Raw genomic sequence first — 16,453 nt, 5'->3', positions numbered from 1 at the left:
CCGCTGAGGCTCAGTGGCGCCACCGCGCCGCAAGCCTGGCACGGTGTAAAGCTCCGTGAGTCGTCTCTCCACACGGGATTGCTATTACATCAAAACAAAATAGATCACGATGGCTCTGAAATTTCCGCAAACTCGAATATATTTCCCCAAGGGTCCGTCACGAAGGCGGCCTTTTTCACATTGCTGCCTGGCGGCCCATCCATTAGATCAATAAGAATATTCTGATCATTGTCTCTCATTCTCTGAATGACAGCGTCGACATTCTGAACGGAAAAGCAGATGTGGCTCCACCCCGGTTTGTGAGCGGCTTCCATGGCACTGATCAAAGCGTTTGGTTTGCTGCCTGTTGGGCCGCCGATCAATTCAATTGCAATACCTTTTGTATTGTCGAATGACATGAAAATGAAAGACAGGCCATTGTGCTCGAACTCTCGATCTACTCTGAGGCCTATCAAAGACATCAGCCAATCTCTGCTTGCTTCAGCGTTTGGGACGCGCAGAGCAATGTGGTGTATGTAGTTTTCTGTCTGAAAATGCGAGATCATCCTAGACTCCATTCGACAGGGTAAGTTTTCCTTTATTGCATAGATTCCATTTCTGGATCGATGGAGTAAACAGTTACATATGAAATTGAGCTGGCATCTGATGCCAGCTCACGCAGAGGCTGACTCTCAGGAGATTGAGTTAAACGAACGTGGTCGGCATTGGATGCCCGCCCCGTGCATCATTTCTGTGCAGGTGCCGGCGGATGAACCGGAATAGATTGACCAGGTAAACGGGCGACCTTGGCTCAGAACGTCGTTGCACGTGGTCGTGGTCGAGTAGCTCGGCCATTCGGCCTTGCGCTCACAGATCCGGGCGTGCGGCTTTCCCGCACCTGGCTCTTCCCGAGGATGACCTGCGTCAGGCTGCACGTGGCGCCCAGGGGCGCGTGATCCGAGGTGTGGGCAGAGGGAAGTGGGCCGTCAGGGCCTCGAACGCCTCCTAGCCCATGCGCTGATTCTCTATGCCGGCGCGATGTTCCACGCAATGAGGCTTACGCCCCAGCATGACAGCCAGGCCGAGCGCTTCGAGATCGACGGCGTCAATGCCGCCCGCGACTTCCTGAAGGCGCGAGCGATCGCCCCGGGCGATATCGATTGGTCTGAACGCCATTGCCCTGCACACCACGCCCCGCCCCGCATCCCCTTGGTCACGGCCGGCGTCGAGATGAATGCCCTTGGGGATTGCCCATGAGCAGTTTCCGGATCTCCAGCGCAAGGTGGTCGTGCGCGCATACCCACGGACTCCGAATTTCTAGGAGGACATCATCCAGGCCTTCTACGACGGGAACAGGCACAAGCCGGACACGATCTTCGGCAACGTCAACGCCGATGTGCTCGCCGACAAGTATCCGCATTTCTATCGTGGCAACTTCTGCGGCGTGATCCGTCAATCGCGCTGGAAAGGTTGATCGCCCGATGAGCGCTTCGGCGGAAAGATTGGCTCAGTGTCCAACCCAATCCTCGGGTCTCAACCATCATGCAGTTCGTCCATCTTGATTTCGCAAAAATGCCAATTCCTATCACCGAATGTCCGACCAATGATCTGCAGGATGCGTGGACACCGAGAGCAACCGGAGCCGTCTGACCCATGAATCGTTCACCGAGGATATTCGGGCCGCGCCGGAATGGCGCTTCTCCGCAACCGGGGAGGCTGATCTCGGCATCACCCTGGCCGCACATTCATCCAGGATGCTGCTGGATCTTTCGATGCCGGATGAATGCCTGACATGGTGCAGCACAGCCCTGGCTCATATCGATGAGAGGGACCGGATATCGCTGCGCGGCCTCAGGTTTCAGAAAGCTCTCGCGCTGTCCTTGATGCACACCTCGGAGAACGACTATTGCCTGGACGACGTGATCCACCAGGCCCTGGAGATGGGCGTCGCACTCGGGGCGCGGCAATCACAGCCGCGCCTGCTGGCAGGACTGAACATCTATCTCACCCGGCGGGACGATTTCGCGGCGGCGTTGGAGGCCGCGGAATGTTTCAATGCCGTGGCTGGCGAATCCAGGGATGCCGTCGAGACCGTCGCCACCGAATGGATGCTAAGAGCGCCCCAGCATCTGATCGGCCGTCAGCGGTTGGGGCTGGAGATCCTCGATCAAGGCTTCTCGCACGCAAACGAACTCGGCAACCGCAAGATCCACTATTTCGGCTTCGACAACGGGCGGCGGGCGATCATCACGCGAACCTGGGCCGCCTGGCCCCGGGGAAGGCCGGACAGGGCGATCCACTACGCGAACGAGGCTCTCGACGCGTCGATCGAGCCGATGCCCCGGTCTCGCTCTGCATCACTTATCTCTACACCACCCCTGTCATCCTCTGGCTGCGGGCCCTGGTCAGGGCAGAGGAGGCGATCGATGCGCTCACTGACCTCGCGACGAGGCATCGGCTGAAACCGTATCTCATGGGGGCGCAGGCGCTGCGGGGCGAGTTGCTGCTCGCTCGCGGGGAGACGGGGACGGACCTTGCTCTGTTGCGGGAACCGTTCGGCCCGCTGCGGGAAGAGCAGCAGGACGTCGTGCTGACGGCAACTCTGCGCGCCTATGCGGAAGGTCTGGCGCGCATCGGCCGGATCGAGGAGGCGCTCGGGACGATCTCCGCGCGCGTTGATCACGCCGCGCTCGTTTCACCGACCTACCTCCTGCCGGAGCTGATCCGCACCCAGGCCGATATCATGCTCGCGATCGGGCGCGAGGACGGCCTCGTGGCAGCCTGCTATCAGAAGGCGATCGCCTGTGGGCAGCAACACGAGGCACCGAGCTGGGAGTGTTGGGCGGCGACGTCGCTGGCCCGCTTCCGGATCGCGTGGAACCGACGGCGAGAAGCGCTGGTCCTGCTCGAAGGGGCGCTCTCCCGGTTCACGGAAGGCCAGGGGCGGTGTGACCAGCTCCGGCAGGAATGCCTCGGATCTCAGACCGTCGCCCCCGCAGGGCCGCTGCGCGCTCACAGGTGAGGCCGAACAGATGAAGTCGAGACCGATGAGCATGTCTGAACCAGCGAGCGGCCCGGCAGCGCTGAGCCGGGCCGAAACGGCCGAGTTGGCGAACCGGATCGTCGGGCCCGTTCGGCTGCCCGATGATGGGGGCTACCAGTCCGAATGCTCCACCTTCAACCTGTTGAGCCCGGTCCGGCCGGCCGTGGCCGTCGGTGCGGCCTGCGTGGCCGATGTGCAAGCCGCCGTGCAGTTCGCTGCGGAACGGGGCCTGCCGATCGCCGTCCTCGCGACGGGGCATCAGATGGTCCGGTCCGCCGAGGGAGCGGTCCTGATCAACATGTCCCGATTGGACGCGGTCCGGATCGATCCCGCCCGAAGCCTCGCCCGCGTCGAAGGCGGCGCCCGTTGGCGGCAGGTGCTCGACGAAGCCGACCGACATGGGCTCGCCCCTGCCAGCGGCACCTCGCCGACCGTGGGTGTGGTCGGCTATCACCTCGGCGGCGGGGCAAGCCCGGTTCTTGGGCGCATGCACGGCTATGCCGCCGATCACGTTCGGGCGATTGAGGTGGTCACCGCGGATGGGACGCTGCGCCTGGTCACCTCCGGCTCGGAGCCGGATCTGTTCTGGGCGCTGCTCGGCGGCAAGAGCAATTTCGGCGCGGTCACCGCCCTCGAGTTCAGCTTGTTCCCGATCGAGCGTTTCTACGGCGGGGGGCTTTTCTTCGCCGGTGAGAACGCCGCAAGGGTGCTGCACACATGGCGTGAATGGGTCATCGGCTTGCCGATGGAGATGAGCTCCTCAATCGCCTTCCTTCGCCAACCCTCGCTGCCGATGGTGCCGGAGCCTTTGCGGGGAAAGTTCGTGATGCATGTACGGTTCTCCTCGCTTCTGCCGAAGGAATCGGCTGAGCGCGTGCTGAGACCGATGCGCCGGATCGCACCAACGGTATTGGACACGGTGATCGACCTGCCTTATCGCGCGACCGGTTCGCTGTTCACGGATCCGCCCGTTCCCGTCCCATGGGTCGAGCGTTCGGCGTCGCTGCAGGACTTCCCCCTCGAGGCCGCCGAGGTCTTGCTCGCCGTGCTCGGCCCTGACGCGGACACCCCGCTGCGTCTGGTCGAGTTGCGGCTTCTCGGCGGAGCGCTGGAGCGTTCGTCCACGGTTCCGAACGCGGTGGCCGGTCGGAACGCACGTTGGTCGCTCTTCGGCGCCGGCGGCGGCCCAGCCGATGGGATCCCAGCCTTGCGGGAGAAGCTGACGGCCCTCGTCGACGCGATGGCGCCATGGTCGCAGGACGAGATGATGCCCAATCTCCTCAGTGCCCGGCAGGGAACCACCCCGGAGGAGCTGCGCGCCATCTACGGGTCCGAACGCTACGACCGGCTCGCCGCAATCAAGGGGCGGTACGATCCATGTAACCTGTTCCGCATGAACCACAACATCATTCCCGTCAGGCGATCCTAAGCGGTCTTTCGCAAATCTTGGCCCGTGGCGGGGCCAGGCCGATAGCCCCGCAATCGTTGCCAATCTCTGTCGAAGAACAGGTCCAGAATTGCGGAACTGGCACGTGGATCCTGCTTCATTTGTAGCCCGATGACTTCCGCAAGTCGCGATTTCGAAACATCTCAGTCGCCATGGTCGGCCTGCGCCGGCATTGGCAATCTGCCTTAAATCGGCTCCTCCCTTTGAAATTAGGAAACATCATGAGCGACACTCTCGCCCGCATCGTCGCCGACAAGCGCCGGCATATCGAGGCCCGCAAGGCGGCGGTGCCGCTGGCGGAGATCGGCCGGCTGGCCGATCTCGCCGACCGGGCCGCGCCGCCGCGCGGCTTCGTCGCGGCGCTGCGCCGGGCGCAGGCGGACGGCCGCTACGGCCTGATCGCCGAGATCAAGAAGGCCTCGCCGTCGAAAGGGCTGATCCGCCCGGATTTCGACCCGCCTTCCCTCGCCCGCGCCTATCGCGACGGCGGTGCCACCTGCCTGTCGGTGCTGACCGACGTGCCGTATTTCCAGGGCGCCGACGAGTACCTGACCGCCGCCCGCAACGCGGTCGAGCTGCCGGTGCTGCGCAAGGACTTCATGGTCGATCCCTATCAGATCACGGAGGCCCGGGCGCTGGGCGCCGACTGCATCCTCTTGATCATGGCGGCGCTGGTCGACCTCGCCACCACCGAGGCACTGGCGGCGCAGGTGCCGGGCGACCGGCTGCTGGTCTCCGAAAGCGGGCTGTTCACCCCGACCGACCTAGCGCGGATGGCCCGCGTGGGCGCCACCACCTTCCTGATCGGCGAAAGCCTGATGCGCCACGACGACGTCGCCGCCGCCACCCGGGCGCTGCTGGCGCGGGAGGAGGCCCGGACATGATGCTCATGCGCTCCGGGAACAACGGAGCCGCCGGCATAAGGTCCCGTCATTCGCGTCACCAGTATGCGGGAGCCGAAGGCCGCGGCTCAGGAGGCAGGGGTGGTCTGACGAAGGGGCCGCCAGTGCCACGGCAGGAGCTCGTCGATGCGATTGATCGTATGGTCGGCGATGCGGGCGACGACGTCGGCGAGGTAGGCCTCGACATCGAGGCCGCTGATCTTCGCCGTCTCGATGATGGTGTAGAGGGCGGCGGTGCGGCACAAATTTACAATATGATCTGGCTTCAAAATCGGTGATCAAGACGCCATTCCGTAGTGGTGCCTGTCCAGATTCGGAAATGTTGAGTTGCGGGACAGCCTAAACTCCAATCGCGAGTTTGTATGGGCATCGGTGGTATCCTGTCCGGGATTTGAACCTGCGAAGACGACTGCAGGGCCTGCTCCCGCTTCCATCGCCATCGGTCCTGTCCTCTTCAGCCGCGGCTATCCAAGTCCGTTCCGGTCCGCAGACGCTCCATATAGGCGCGATAGGCGAAGCTGCGGTCGCGCTTCTTTCCCGTCGTTTCCATAAGGACGCCGATCTCGGCCAGAGCTTCGATCGCGCGGGTCGCGGTCGGCTTGCTCGCCTCAATCAGCTTCATGGCGGAGGCGACCGTCACGATCGGATGACGGGGAAGCTGCTCGAACAGCCGCAGGGCCGAGACGGAAGCGGACTCGGTGCCAAGCAGCCGCGCCCGGTCCGCGCTGACGAGGGTGAACAACTCGCGCGCTGAGACGACGGCCTCATCGGAGATCGTGGCGACCCCGTCGAGGAAGAAGTCGATCCAGCCCTCCCAATCGCCTTCCAACCGGACGAGGTTGAGCCGCCGATAGTACTCTTCGCGGTGGCGCTTGAGGAACAGGCTGAGATAGAGCAGCGGAGCCTTCAGGAGCCCCCACTGCTCCAGCAGCAGGGCAATCAGGAGCCGCCCGATCCGCCCGTTGCCGTCGAGATAGGGGTGAATGGTTTCGAACTGCACATGCAGGAGGCCTGCCCGCACGAGCTTCGGCAGCGGATCATCCGCATGGATGTATTTCTCGAGTTCGCTGAGGAGCCGGGGGAGCTTGTCCGGCGGCGGCGGGACATAGACCGCGTTCCCTGGTCGGCTGCCGCCAATCCAGTTCTGGCTGCGGCGCACCTCTCCGGGTTGCTTGTTGGAGCCGCGCACGCCGCGCATCAGCCTCTGGTGCGCTTCGTTCAGCAGCCGCATAGACAGCGGCAGGCCGCGCTCGGACGAAAGCTGGTCGCGCGCGTATGCGAGCGCGTCGAGATAGTTCGTGACCTCCTCGATGTCCGCATTGGGGGCGGGCTGCTCTTCGGCCTCGAAGGCGAGAAGGTCGACCAGCGAAGCCTGCGTGCCCTCGATCTGCGACGAGATCACGGCCTCCTTGCGCACGAAGGCGTAGATGAACCAGTCGAGCGAAGGCACCATCTCGCCGGCCAGGTCGAGCCGAAGCAGTGCCTGCTCGGCTTCCCGGAGTCGACGCTCCAGCGTGCCGCTGATGGCGAGCGTCGGCCGGGCGGGCGGCAGGTCGAAGGGAAGGAAGGCGTCGACCGCCTCCCCGCCGGCAGTAACCCTTTCGTATCGGCCTGTGGCGCGTTTCGGCATTTCTCGGCGGCTCAACTCAGGAACGACATCGTTCCGATGGCTATGGGCAAGGCACGGCGGCGTTCCCTGCCAATCCGACTAGTAACGAAGTCTTTACTAGCCGCGGTCGCTAGTCAAGGAGCCGTTCCTAGTGGGCTTCGCTAGGCACGTTCCCGCTCCTCAGCGAGAGGTCCGGCGATGAGGTCGCGGCCCTCCCGCGGAGTGGATGTCCGCCCCGAGGTTGCGCAACGCGCGCCGCACGGCAGCAGGAGGACTGTGGGGAGTAGGCAATTGTCACCTTCGCACTCCCGATTGGCTGAATATGTAGCACGAAGCTTACAATTTCCCTGACACAGCGTCGGATGCCATTAGCGATGTTCCGCTTGAATGGGCAGACGAGAGCGCGACAAGGAGGGCACGACGGCAGTCGCAATCCTCCTCGCCTCACACCCTTCTACAAAGGAACCGAAAGCATCATCTTCGCGCGAAGGATCTTGGCTTCCTGCACCGACAGCACCTGTCCACCGTCGAGGAGCCGCGCGATCTCCGCGGAAACCTGATCCGCGGCGATCACGAGCGCCGTATCGAGATGGACATACCGTTGGGTGACGCCGCGCGGCGCATGTCCCAGGAGGCCCGAGATCGTCAACTCGCTGAATCCCAGTGAGGCCGCGATGCTCGCGAAGGTATGCCGCAGCGTGTGAGGCGTGACGTCGGTCAGCCCAGCCCTCGCGCACACGCGATCGAGCACCCGCACGAGGCCGACGAAGTGGCCGTCGCCCCAGTCGGCCGGAAACACGAACGCCGAGCTGCTGCGGCCGGCCTGTTCGATGAGGCAGGCCATTGCGGCGTCTCCGGCGGCCCGCAACTGCGGCCCCGACTTCGTGTCGGGGAAGGCGACGCAGTTGCCGTCCTGCTCAAGCCACGCCTTGCGCATGCCGAGCACCTCCATCCGCCGGAAGCCGGTCAACAACAGGGCCCGAATCGCAGCCAAACCCGTCGGGTGCTCGCCCTCGCGTTCCATCTGCATCATCACCTTTCCGAGATGGCGGACCTCTCCGGCGCCGAGTCGCCGTTTGAGCTTCGTGGAAGCGATCACCCGCACGCCGTTGGCCGGGCTCTGCTCGATCAGCCCGAGTCGGCGCGCGTGATTGAGCAGGCTTCTGAGGGTGCTGATCGCGCGTGCCGCGGCGCCGGCGCCGCCCGATGTCCGGCCCCCGCGCCCGGCGCGTCGGGAGCGGGCGGTCTTGCCGGCGGCGATATCGCCTTGCAGCCGTTCGATCTCGGCGAGTCGGAGATGGCTCACAACCCGCGTCCCGATGAGCGGCTTGATGTGCTGCTCGATGCGACTCCGGTCCCCGGCAACGGAGGACGCCTTGATCGGGCGCCTGTTCCGGCCGAGGAGCCGACCGGCCTCGGCCTCCGCCAGATACCAGTCACACACCTCCGCCACGGTCATTCCCTCGCGGGCAGCCCGGCGCTTGGCGGACGGATCGCCGCCGTCGACCACGCTGGCGAGCTGCTTTTTTGCCAGATCGCGAGCGAGTTCGACGGTAAGCACACCGTACTGGCCGATGACGAAGCGGCGCGTGCGGCGCTCGGCGTTGCGGTACTGGATCAGAAACGTCCTGGTGCCGGACGGCTTCACCCGGACACCGAAGCCTCTCAGTTCGGTGTCCCAGAGGAACACGTCGCGCCGCGGGTCATGTTGCAGTGCATCAACGATTCGCTTGGTCAATCTCGGCATCTCACCTCGCCTTTCACCCAGAATTCGCCTTTAAGATCAGCGGTTTGGGTGAGCGGTGGAGGCCGTGCTGAGGCCGATTTGCTTCCCCACGCAGGTGCAGCATGAGCGGGGAAGCAGGGGGGAAGCAGTTGAACGGAAATCAGCGGTTTCTCTAGCGTACCTCCGGCGGCCGGCCTGTCAACGTAAGTGACTGACCTGTTGTGGTTTTTCGCGTTCTGGCGTATAAAGACAGGAAGCAGCGAGAACGGCCCGGACCCGTTGCCAAGGTTGGGGTCGAGGGTTCGAATCCCTTCGCCCGCTCCAGTTTCTCTCAGGACAATCAGTGACTTAGCGGGCGCCCAAAGGGCGTTTTCCGCTTCTCCGACCTCGCTTGTCCAAGCGGGGAAGCAGCCGGACGCATGTTGCGGCGCACCCTGACGCAGCCGTTATGGTGGTTGCTTTCGAGCTCGACTCGCCATTTCGCCTCCATCAACCCGGTCCGGAGCCATGCGTGCGATCCGCCCGCAGGCCGAACATCGACGCTTACTTGCGCCGTGAGTGTGATCCAGCCCTATCGCGACATCCCGCCGTCGAAGCTCGTGCCGTCGATGTCCGGTTCGGAGCTGCCGTTGAGATTTCCGCTTTCGGCGCAGACGGGCCGGTCGCTTCGGCCGGGTAGAAGTATGGTGCCGGGCGGGTGTAAGAAGCCCCGTTAAGTCATCGGTATTTCCGCGGCCGGAAGTCCGGGCGGTGGCAGACGCGCTGGCGCGGTCGCCAAGCCCTCGACCGACGTGCGGATCAGGTCCTTCAGACCTTCGTTCTCGACCAACTGCAGCGCGGTCTCCGGCGTCACCCACCGGGCCTCCCGCTCCTGGCGCTCCCGCCAGGTATCCTCCTGGCGCTCGACCAGAAGGGCGAACACCCGGACCTCGCATGCGGTGGCGACGCCATCGCCGTCCAGCCATTTGTCATAGACGAAGCTGCCGATCGGCTTCTCCGATATGACGCCGCGCACGCCAGCCTCCTCGAAGGCCTCCTGTGCGGCCGACCTGGCGGGCTTCTTGCCCTTGATCTTCCACCCTTTGGGGACGATCCAGCGTCCCGTCCGCCGCGTTGTGACCAGAAGGATCTCAAGAGATCCGTCTGCCCGGAAGCGATAGGGCAGTGCGCCATACTGGCGGCGCGGCGCCTTCGGCTTGGTCCTCTCACCCATCGGCCAGGCTCGCAGCCGCCGTCGAAGGCAAATCCATCATCATCCGATCCTGACCGTGCGCCGCCAGACCAGCGGGGGGGTGAGCTCGATCCGGGCCGGGGCCGCCCGGGCGGCGCGGCTTCCTGATGCCAGATCGACGGCGTGGCGGGCGATGGCGTCCACCGGATGGTCGAAGGTGGTCAGCTGGTACGGCATCCAGCCCGCCTGCATGACATTGTCGAAGCCGATCACCGAGACGTCTTCCGGCACGCGCAGGCCGAATTCGTGCCGGGCCGCGTCGATCACGCCGAAGGCCGTCGCGTCGTTGACGCAGAACACCGCGTCGGGCCGCTCCGCCGCCGTGAACAGCCGGCGGGTGGCGCCGACGCCGTTGTCGTAGCTGGTCATCTGGCCGAGGCGGACCACCGCCGGCTCGAGGCCCACCGCACGGGCCGCTTCGACGAACGCGTCCGCGCGGGCCGACAGGCTGGGGGTGCCGAGCTCGGTCGTGACCACGGCCGGGCGGCGGCAGCCGGCGCGCAGGAACAGGCCCAGCGCCTGGCGCGCCGCGCCCGCATTGTCGAGCAGGATGTTGTCCGGGCCGACGATCCGGTCGTCGCGGCTGATCAGGATCAGGCGCTGCCCATTGTCCAGGCATTCGCGCACGATCGACTGGGCCGGCGTTCCCGACATCACGATGGTGGCGTCGGCGCGGTAGTTGAGGGCGCGGCGCAACGTCGTCGCGACATCGTCCGACGGACCGCCGACGCAGAGCAGCACGGCCACCTTGCCGGCGTCCTGCAGCTTTTCGGTGATGGCCCGGGTCAGGCGCGACGGCTGGGCCGCGTCGATATCCGCCACGACCAGGCAGACGATCCCCGTCTCCTGCCGCGACACCCCGCGGGCCAGGTGGTTGACGTGATAGCCCAGCGTCTCGGCCGCAGCCAGGACGCGCTGCCGCGTCTCCTCCGACACGCTGGCGCCGGGGGTGAAGGTGCGGGACACCGCCGAGCGCGAGACCCCAGCCAGCTCGGCCACGGCGCGGGCGCCGACGAAGCGGCGGGAGGCGAGATCTTCCTCCTGTGGCGGAGTGTCCGGTGGCGTGCTGTCGCGGCCGGGCATGCCGGTCTGCTCCTTCAATCGATGCTGTGATCATAAGCTGTTTGCAACCATGTGCAAACGGATCTGTTCGGCTGATGCCTGATCGTGGATATGGCTATCCCCGGTCCGATGACTATGAGCATCGAGTCATGTCACAAATTTGTCATTGACGAAACAGGATTGGTCGAACAGCATTTGCACTCGGTTGCAATAAGAATGCTGGGGAGGAATGACGATGCCCATGACATCGAAGACGGCTGCCCTGTCCTGCGCGGCGGTCGCGCTGGTCGCCGGCATGGCGCTGCGCTCCGCGCCCGCCCGGGCCGAAGGCTCGGTCGTGGTCTATTGCGGCGTGAACGAGGAATGGTGCCGGGCCGCGGCCAGCGCCTTCCAGGAGAAGACCGGCATCCATGTCGACATGACGCGGCAGAGCGCCGGCGAGATCTTCGCCCGGCTGCGCGCCGAGAAGGACAACCCGCGCGGCGACATCTGGTATGGCGGCACCGGCGACCCGCACCTGCAGGCGGCGGCCGACGGGCTGACCGAACCCTATAAGTCGCCCGCGCTGGGCCAGCTGCGCGACTGGGCGCAGGACCAGGCCAAGCGCTCCGGCGACCGCACGGTCGGGCTGTATCTCGGCGTGCTCGGCTTCGGCTACAACGAGCAGGAGCTGAAGGACCGCAGCCTGGCGGCCCCGGCCTGCTGGTCCGACCTGCTGAAGCCGGAATTCGAGGGCGAGGTCCAGATGGCCGACCCGAACTCCTCCGGCACCGCCTGGACCATGCTGGCGACCATCGTGCAGCTGATGGGCGAGGACAAGGCGTTCGAGTACCTCGTCGGCCTGAACAAGAACATCGACCAGTACACCAGCGCCGGCGCGGCGCCGGCCCAGGCGGTCGGCCGCGGCGAGACCATCGTCGGCATCGCCTTCCAGCACGATTTGATCAACGCCGCCAAGCAGTCGCCGGCGGTGAAGGTGGTGTCGCCCTGCGAAGGCACTGGCTACGAGATCGGGTCGATGAGCCTGATCAAGGGCGCCCGCCACATGGACGAGGCCAAGAAATTCTACGACTGGGCGCTGACGCCCGAGGCGCAGGCCATCGCCGCCAAGAACGGCAGCTTCCAGGTGCCGTCGAACACCGCCTCCGCGGTGCCGCCGGAATCGCCGGACACCAGCAACATCAAGCTGATCCACTACGATTTCGAGAAGTACGGCTCCTCGGCCGAGCGGACGCGGCTGCTGTCGCGCTGGACCAAGGACGTGAAGAACGGCGGCTGACGTGGCGGCGACGGGATTGAGGAAAGGGGCGGCCGCGGCGCGGCTGTCCGGGGCGCGGCTGTGCCTGCTGCTCAGCTGGGCGTCGGTTCTGCTGCTGCCCTGGTACGGCATCGAGGGCGGGCTGGTCCGGGCCCTGGCCGAGGGCGGGGCACCGGCGGTGGTCGAGGCCGCCCGCGGCAGCCCCTGGCTTTTCGGCCTGCTGCTGCCGCTGCTGCTGGCCAGCCTGGCCGAGTGGCGGCGGCAGCCGCGCCTGCTGGCCTGGGCCGGGGCGGCGGGCATCGCCTGGGCCCTGCTGCAAGGCTTCGCCATCGACCGGCAGGGCTGGGCGATGGTCGATCTCGGCAGCCTCGCCGGCTGGGCCGCGGCGCAGCCGGCGCTCGGCTGGGGCGCCCTCGGCTACCTCGTGGCGATGGCGCTCCTGGCCGCGCACGGCCTGGCCCGGCAGGGCTGGTGCAAAGGCGACGCCTTCACCGTCGGCGCGCTGGTCACCGTCTGCGGCTCGATCCTGATCTTCGTCGGCTATCCGGTGCTGTGCGTCCTGCTGTCGGCCTTCAAGGACAATCAGGGGCAGGTCGACCTGCCGCTGTTCGCCGACAAGCTGACCGATTCCTCGATCTGGGGCCTGGCCTGCCTCTCCGGCGGGCGCAGCTGCGGCGTGGCCTGGAACTCGCTGGCCCAGGCCACGCTGGTCGGCGTGCTCAGCACGCTGCTGGGCCTCGCCTTCGCGCTGGTGGCCCAGCGCACCCGCTTCCCGTTCCCGCGCCTGTTCAAGGTGCTGGCGGTGCTGCCGGTGATCACGCCGCCCTTCGTCATCGGCTTGGCGCTGATCCTGCTGTTCGGCCGCGCCGGCATGGTGACGACGCTGCTGAACGACTGGTTCCACCTGCCGCGCAGCCGCTGGCTGTACGGCATGCCGGGCCTGACCATCGCCCAGCTGCTGGCCTTCACCCCGATCTCCTACCTGGTGCTGCTGGGCGTGCTGCAGGGCGTCAGCCCGAGCATGGAGGAGGCGTCGCAGACCCTGCGCAGCGGGCCGTGGCGCACCTTCCGCCATGTCACCTGGCCGCTGATCCGGCCGGGCCTGGCCAACGCCTTCCTGATCGCCTTCATCGAGAGCCTGGCCGATTTCGGCAACCCGATGATGATCGGCGGCAATTTCCGCGTGCTGTCGACCAGCGTCTACTTCGCCGTGGTCGGCGCGGCGCAGGACCAGGGCCAGGCCGCGGTGCTGGCGATCGTGCTGCTGAGCTTCAGCCTGTCCGCCTTCCTGCTGCAGCGGCTGTGGATCGGGCGGAGAAGCTACGTCACCGTCGCCGGCAAGGGTGATTCCGGGCTGCCCGGCCCGCTGCCCAGGCCGCTGCGCCTCCTGTGCTACACGGTGGTGCTGCCCTGGATCGCGCTCACCGTCGCGGTCTACGGCATCATCATGATCGGCGGCTTCGTCAGCGCCATCGGCAGCGACAACACCCTGACGCTGAAGCACTTCCTGACCGCCTTCGCCATCGGCGACAGCGACCATGGCTGGTATCTGGCGGGGTCGGCCTGGAACTCGCTGATCACCACGCTGGAGGTGGCGCTCCTGGCCATGGTGCCGACCGCGGCGCTGGGCATCCTGACCGCCTATCTGCTGAACCGGCAGAGCTTCATCGGCCGCGGCGCCTTCGAGTTCCTGACCATGATGAGCTTCGCCATCCCGGGCACCGTGATCGGCATCAGCTACATCCTGGCCTTCAACAGCGGCCCGATCGAGCTGACGGGGACGGCGATGATCATGATCATCGCCTTCGTGTTCCGGAACATGCCGGTCGGCATCCGCGCCGGGCTGGCCAATCTCAGCCAGATCGACCGCAGCCTGGACGAGGCGTCGCTGACTCTGGGCGCGCGCTCGGCCACCACGCTGCGGCGGGTGATCCTGCCGATCCTGCGGCCGGCGGTCGCGACCTCGCTGGTCTATGCCTTCGTCCGGGCGATCACCAGCGTCAGCGCGGTGATCTTCCTGGTCAGCGGCGAGTTCAACCTCGCCACCGTCTACATCGTCGGCCGGGCCGAGTTCGGCGAATACGGGCTGGCGATCGTCTATTCCGCCGTGCTGATCACGATCATGGTCCTGGCGCTGATGGCGATCCAGGCCCTGGTCGGCGAACGGCGGATCGGCCGCCGCGCCGCGGCGGTCCCGGCAACCCGCAACCGTCAATCCGTGGTGCAGGCGTGACCAGCGAAACCAAACTGATCGACCCCGCCACGGCCGAGGCCGCCGGCCTCCCGGCCGTCGAGTTCCGCGCCGTCAGCAAGCGCTACGGCCCGGTGACCGCGGTCGACAGCGTCGGCTTCGCGATCGAGCGCGGCACGCTGGTGACGCTGCTAGGCCCGTCCGGCTGCGGCAAGACCACGACGCTGCGCCTGGTCGCCGGGCTGGAGCTGGCGACCGAGGGCCGGATCCTGATCGATGGCGAGGACGTCACCCACCGCTCCGCCGCCGAGCGCGACGTCAGCATGGTGTTCCAGTCCTACGCGCTGTTCCCGCATATGACGGTGATGCAGAACGTCTGCTACGGCCTGCGTGCCTCCGGCCTGCCGCAGGCGAGGGCGGAGGCGATGGCGGCGGAGAAGCTGGCGGCGGTCGGCCTGTCCGGCTTCGAGCGGCGGCTGCCCAGCGAGCTGTCGGGCGGCCAGCAGCAGCGGGTCGCGGTGGCCCGCGCCATCGTGCTGGAGCCGAAGGTGCTGCTGTTCGACGAGCCGCTGTCGAATCTCGACGCCAAGCTGCGCCGCCGGGTGCGCGAGGACATCCGCGGCCTGCAGCAGTCGCTCGGCCTGACCGTCGTCTACGTCACCCACGACCAGGAGGAGGCGCTGGCCGTCTCGGACCGCATCGTGGTGATGCATTCGGCCCGGATCGTGCAGGACGGCACGCCGCGCGACCTCTACGAGCGGCCGGCGAACCGCTTCATCGCCGATTTCATCGGCAACGCCAACCTGCTGCCGGCGACGCTGCAGCGGCGCGACGGGGCGATGGCGCAGGTCGAGATCGGCGGCATCAGCCTGTCGCTGCCGCATCGCGAGCTGCCGGCGGGGCCGGTCGAGGTCGCGGTGCGGCCCCAGTCGATCCGGCTGCGCGCCGGCGGAAACCAGCCTGGCGAGCTGGCCGGGACGATCCGCAAGGCCGCCTATCTCGGCAGCCATATGGAGTATCAGGTGGAGTTATCGGAGATCGGGGCCGAGGCCTTCGTCATCGACGGCAATGTCGGCGAGCCCTTGGCCCCCGGCGCGGCGGTCAGCGTCGCGATCCCGGCGGACGGCGCCGCCCTGGTGCCGGCGGGAGAAGTGGTGTGACCCAGGATTTGGACGAGCGCCAGGCCTTCGGCCTGGACCTGGCCCTGCGCGCCGGTGCGCTGGCGCTGGGCATGCGCCGCACCCTGGCGCCGATCGAGGCCAAGAGCGCGATCGATTTCTGCACCGAGGCCGACCGGGCGGTGGAACAGCTGGTCCGCGCCGAGATCGCGCAGCGCTTCGGCGACGCGGTGATCGGCGAGGAGTATGGCGGCGAGGCCGCCGACCGCGTCTGGGTGGTCGACCCGATCGACGGCACCGCCGGCTACATCCACGGCTCCGGCCGCTGGTGCGTGTCGCTGGCCTATGTCCAGGACGGCGAGATCGAGATCGGCATCCTCTACGCCCCCGCCGACGACCGCCTGTTCGTCGCCCGCCGTGGCCGCGGCGCCACGCTGAACGGCCGGCCGATCCGGGTCAGCGGCCTGGCGCATGGCGCGGCGCCGCTGGTCGAGGTCGGCTGGTCCGAGCGCCGGCCGCTCGCCGCCTACTGCATCCTGCTGCAGCGCTTGACCGAGGCCGGCATCGAGTTCCGCCGCCACGGCTCCGGCGCGCTCGGCCTGGCCGAGGTCGCCTGCGGCCTGAACGACGGCTATGCCGAGCTGCACATCAACGCCTGGGACGCGCTGGCCGGCCTCCTCCTGGTGCGCGAGGCCGGCGGCTGGACCAACGACTTCCTGGCGGATGACGGGCTCCGCCAAGGCAACCTGCTGCTCGCCTGCACGCCGGCGCTGCGCGACCGGCTGGCGGCGATGACCCGGGGCCTGGAGGCGCCGATCGAACAACCCGCGGCTCTGGCGGGCTAGGCCGGCCGCCGGCCCAATGGCGGCATCACCACAAAGGGGAGG

General features: G+C 66.7%; 14 protein-coding genes and 1 pseudogene. 9 read left to right on the top strand and 6 right to left on the bottom strand.

Annotated features, from left to right (window positions below):
• Positions 1–104: 104 nt before the first annotated feature.
• Positions 105–545: a VOC family protein gene (locus BWR60_RS00470; RefSeq protein ID WP_179221565.1), complete on the bottom strand. Its 441-nt coding sequence runs from the start codon at positions 543–545 to the stop codon at positions 105–107.
• 412 nt (positions 546–957) lie between these two features.
• Here BWR60_RS00470 and BWR60_RS36785 point away from each other — a divergent pair, with 412 nt between their 5' ends.
• The 5 genes from BWR60_RS36785 (at position 958) to BWR60_RS00445 (ending at position 5,353) form a co-directional block, all read left to right on the top strand.
• Positions 958–1,236, top strand: a complete 279-nt coding sequence (locus BWR60_RS36785) for a hypothetical protein (RefSeq protein ID WP_088149043.1) — start codon at positions 958–960, stop codon at positions 1,234–1,236.
• Between the two features lie 362 nt (positions 1,237–1,598).
• A complete protein-coding gene (locus tag BWR60_RS00460) occupies positions 1,599–2,441 on the top strand; it encodes a hypothetical protein (RefSeq protein ID WP_088149042.1) in 843 nt (280 codons plus the stop codon).
• A gap of 11 nt (positions 2,442–2,452) precedes the next feature.
• On the top strand, positions 2,453–3,001 hold the full coding sequence (locus BWR60_RS00455; protein ID WP_088149041.1) for a hypothetical protein: 549 nt from the start codon (positions 2,453–2,455) through the stop codon (positions 2,999–3,001).
• 10 nt (positions 3,002–3,011) lie between these two features.
• On the top strand, positions 3,012–4,451 hold the full coding sequence (locus BWR60_RS00450; RefSeq protein WP_218823243.1) for an FAD-binding oxidoreductase: 1,440 nt from the start codon (positions 3,012–3,014) through the stop codon (positions 4,449–4,451).
• A gap of 239 nt (positions 4,452–4,690) precedes the next feature.
• Complete coding sequence (locus tag BWR60_RS00445; protein WP_088149040.1) at positions 4,691–5,353, top strand: indole-3-glycerol phosphate synthase TrpC; 663 nt, start codon at positions 4,691–4,693, stop codon at positions 5,351–5,353.
• An 86-nt stretch (positions 5,354–5,439) separates the two neighbouring features.
• Here BWR60_RS00445 and BWR60_RS00440 read toward each other — a convergent pair.
• The 5 genes and pseudogenes from BWR60_RS00440 to BWR60_RS00420 all read right to left on the bottom strand — a co-directional run.
• Positions 5,440–5,610, bottom strand: a pseudogene (locus BWR60_RS00440) (transposase domain-containing protein); the annotation flags it as partial.
• A 215-nt stretch (positions 5,611–5,825) separates the two neighbouring features.
• The gene (locus BWR60_RS00435) at positions 5,826–7,001 is read right to left on the bottom strand and encodes a Fic family protein (protein ID WP_088149039.1); all 1,176 of its coding nucleotides are present in this window, start codon (positions 6,999–7,001) and stop codon (positions 5,826–5,828) included.
• Between the two features lie 433 nt (positions 7,002–7,434).
• Positions 7,435–8,718, bottom strand: coding sequence for a tyrosine-type recombinase/integrase (locus BWR60_RS00430; protein ID WP_429912993.1), 1,284 nt, complete (start codon positions 8,716–8,718; stop codon positions 7,435–7,437).
• A 700-nt stretch (positions 8,719–9,418) separates the two neighbouring features.
• Complete coding sequence (locus BWR60_RS00425) at positions 9,419–9,919, bottom strand: NUDIX hydrolase (protein WP_088149037.1); 501 nt, start codon at positions 9,917–9,919, stop codon at positions 9,419–9,421.
• A gap of 39 nt (positions 9,920–9,958) precedes the next feature.
• The gene (locus BWR60_RS00420; protein WP_088149237.1) at positions 9,959–11,020 is read right to left on the bottom strand and encodes a LacI family DNA-binding transcriptional regulator; all 1,062 of its coding nucleotides are present in this window, start codon (positions 11,018–11,020) and stop codon (positions 9,959–9,961) included.
• A 214-nt stretch (positions 11,021–11,234) separates the two neighbouring features.
• On the opposite strand from BWR60_RS00420, the gene BWR60_RS00415 reads away from it, so the two are divergent.
• From BWR60_RS00415 to BWR60_RS00400, 4 genes are read left to right on the top strand one after another with little or no spacing between them, the layout of a single operon-like run.
• The gene (locus tag BWR60_RS00415) at positions 11,235–12,278 is read left to right on the top strand and encodes an ABC transporter substrate-binding protein (RefSeq protein ID WP_230982904.1); all 1,044 of its coding nucleotides are present in this window, start codon (positions 11,235–11,237) and stop codon (positions 12,276–12,278) included.
• A 16-nt stretch (positions 12,279–12,294) separates the two neighbouring features.
• Positions 12,295–14,490, top strand: coding sequence for an ABC transporter permease (locus BWR60_RS00410; protein ID WP_230982903.1), 2,196 nt, complete (start codon positions 12,295–12,297; stop codon positions 14,488–14,490).
• Positions 14,487–15,608 (top strand): ABC transporter ATP-binding protein, encoded by a 1,122-nt coding sequence (locus BWR60_RS00405; RefSeq protein WP_230982902.1) that lies wholly within the window; start codon positions 14,487–14,489, stop codon positions 15,606–15,608. The genes BWR60_RS00410 and BWR60_RS00405 overlap by 4 nt, the downstream gene beginning before the upstream one ends.
• Positions 15,605–16,411 carry an inositol monophosphatase family protein gene (locus BWR60_RS00400; protein WP_088149036.1) on the top strand — a complete coding sequence of 269 codons (807 nt, stop codon included), beginning with the start codon at positions 15,605–15,607 and terminating at the stop codon, positions 16,409–16,411. Before BWR60_RS00405 ends, BWR60_RS00400 begins: the two co-directional genes overlap by 4 nt.
• The last annotated feature ends 42 nt before the right edge of the window (positions 16,412–16,453 follow it).

This window comes from Inquilinus limosus, assembly GCF_002195995.1.
Lineage (GTDB): Bacteria > Pseudomonadota > Alphaproteobacteria > DSM-16000 > Inquilinaceae > Inquilinus > Inquilinus limosus_C.
This window is presented reverse-complemented; position numbering and strand designations above follow the sequence as displayed.

Excerpts from the sequence above, each read along its gene's own strand:
- BWR60_RS00425 (WP_088149037.1), bottom strand. The coding sequence starts at position 9,919 with ATGGGTGAGAGGACCAAGCCGAAGGCGCCGCGCCGCCAGTATGGCGCA.
- BWR60_RS00435 (WP_088149039.1), bottom strand. The coding sequence starts at position 7,001 with ATGCCGAAACGCGCCACAGGCCGATACGAAAGGGTTACTGCCGGCGGG.
- BWR60_RS00450 (WP_218823243.1), top strand. The coding sequence starts at position 3,012 with ATGAAGTCGAGACCGATGAGCATGTCTGAACCAGCGAGCGGCCCGGCA.
- BWR60_RS00415 (WP_230982904.1), top strand. The coding sequence starts at position 11,235 with ATGCCCATGACATCGAAGACGGCTGCCCTGTCCTGCGCGGCGGTCGCG.
- BWR60_RS00420 (WP_088149237.1), bottom strand. The coding sequence starts at position 11,020 with ATGCCCGGCCGCGACAGCACGCCACCGGACACTCCGCCACAGGAGGAA.
- BWR60_RS00470 (WP_179221565.1), bottom strand. The coding sequence starts at position 545 with ATGATCTCGCATTTTCAGACAGAAAACTACATACACCACATTGCTCTG.
- BWR60_RS00455 (WP_088149041.1), top strand. The coding sequence starts at position 2,453 with ATGGGGGCGCAGGCGCTGCGGGGCGAGTTGCTGCTCGCTCGCGGGGAG.
- BWR60_RS00445 (WP_088149040.1), top strand. The coding sequence starts at position 4,691 with ATGAGCGACACTCTCGCCCGCATCGTCGCCGACAAGCGCCGGCATATC.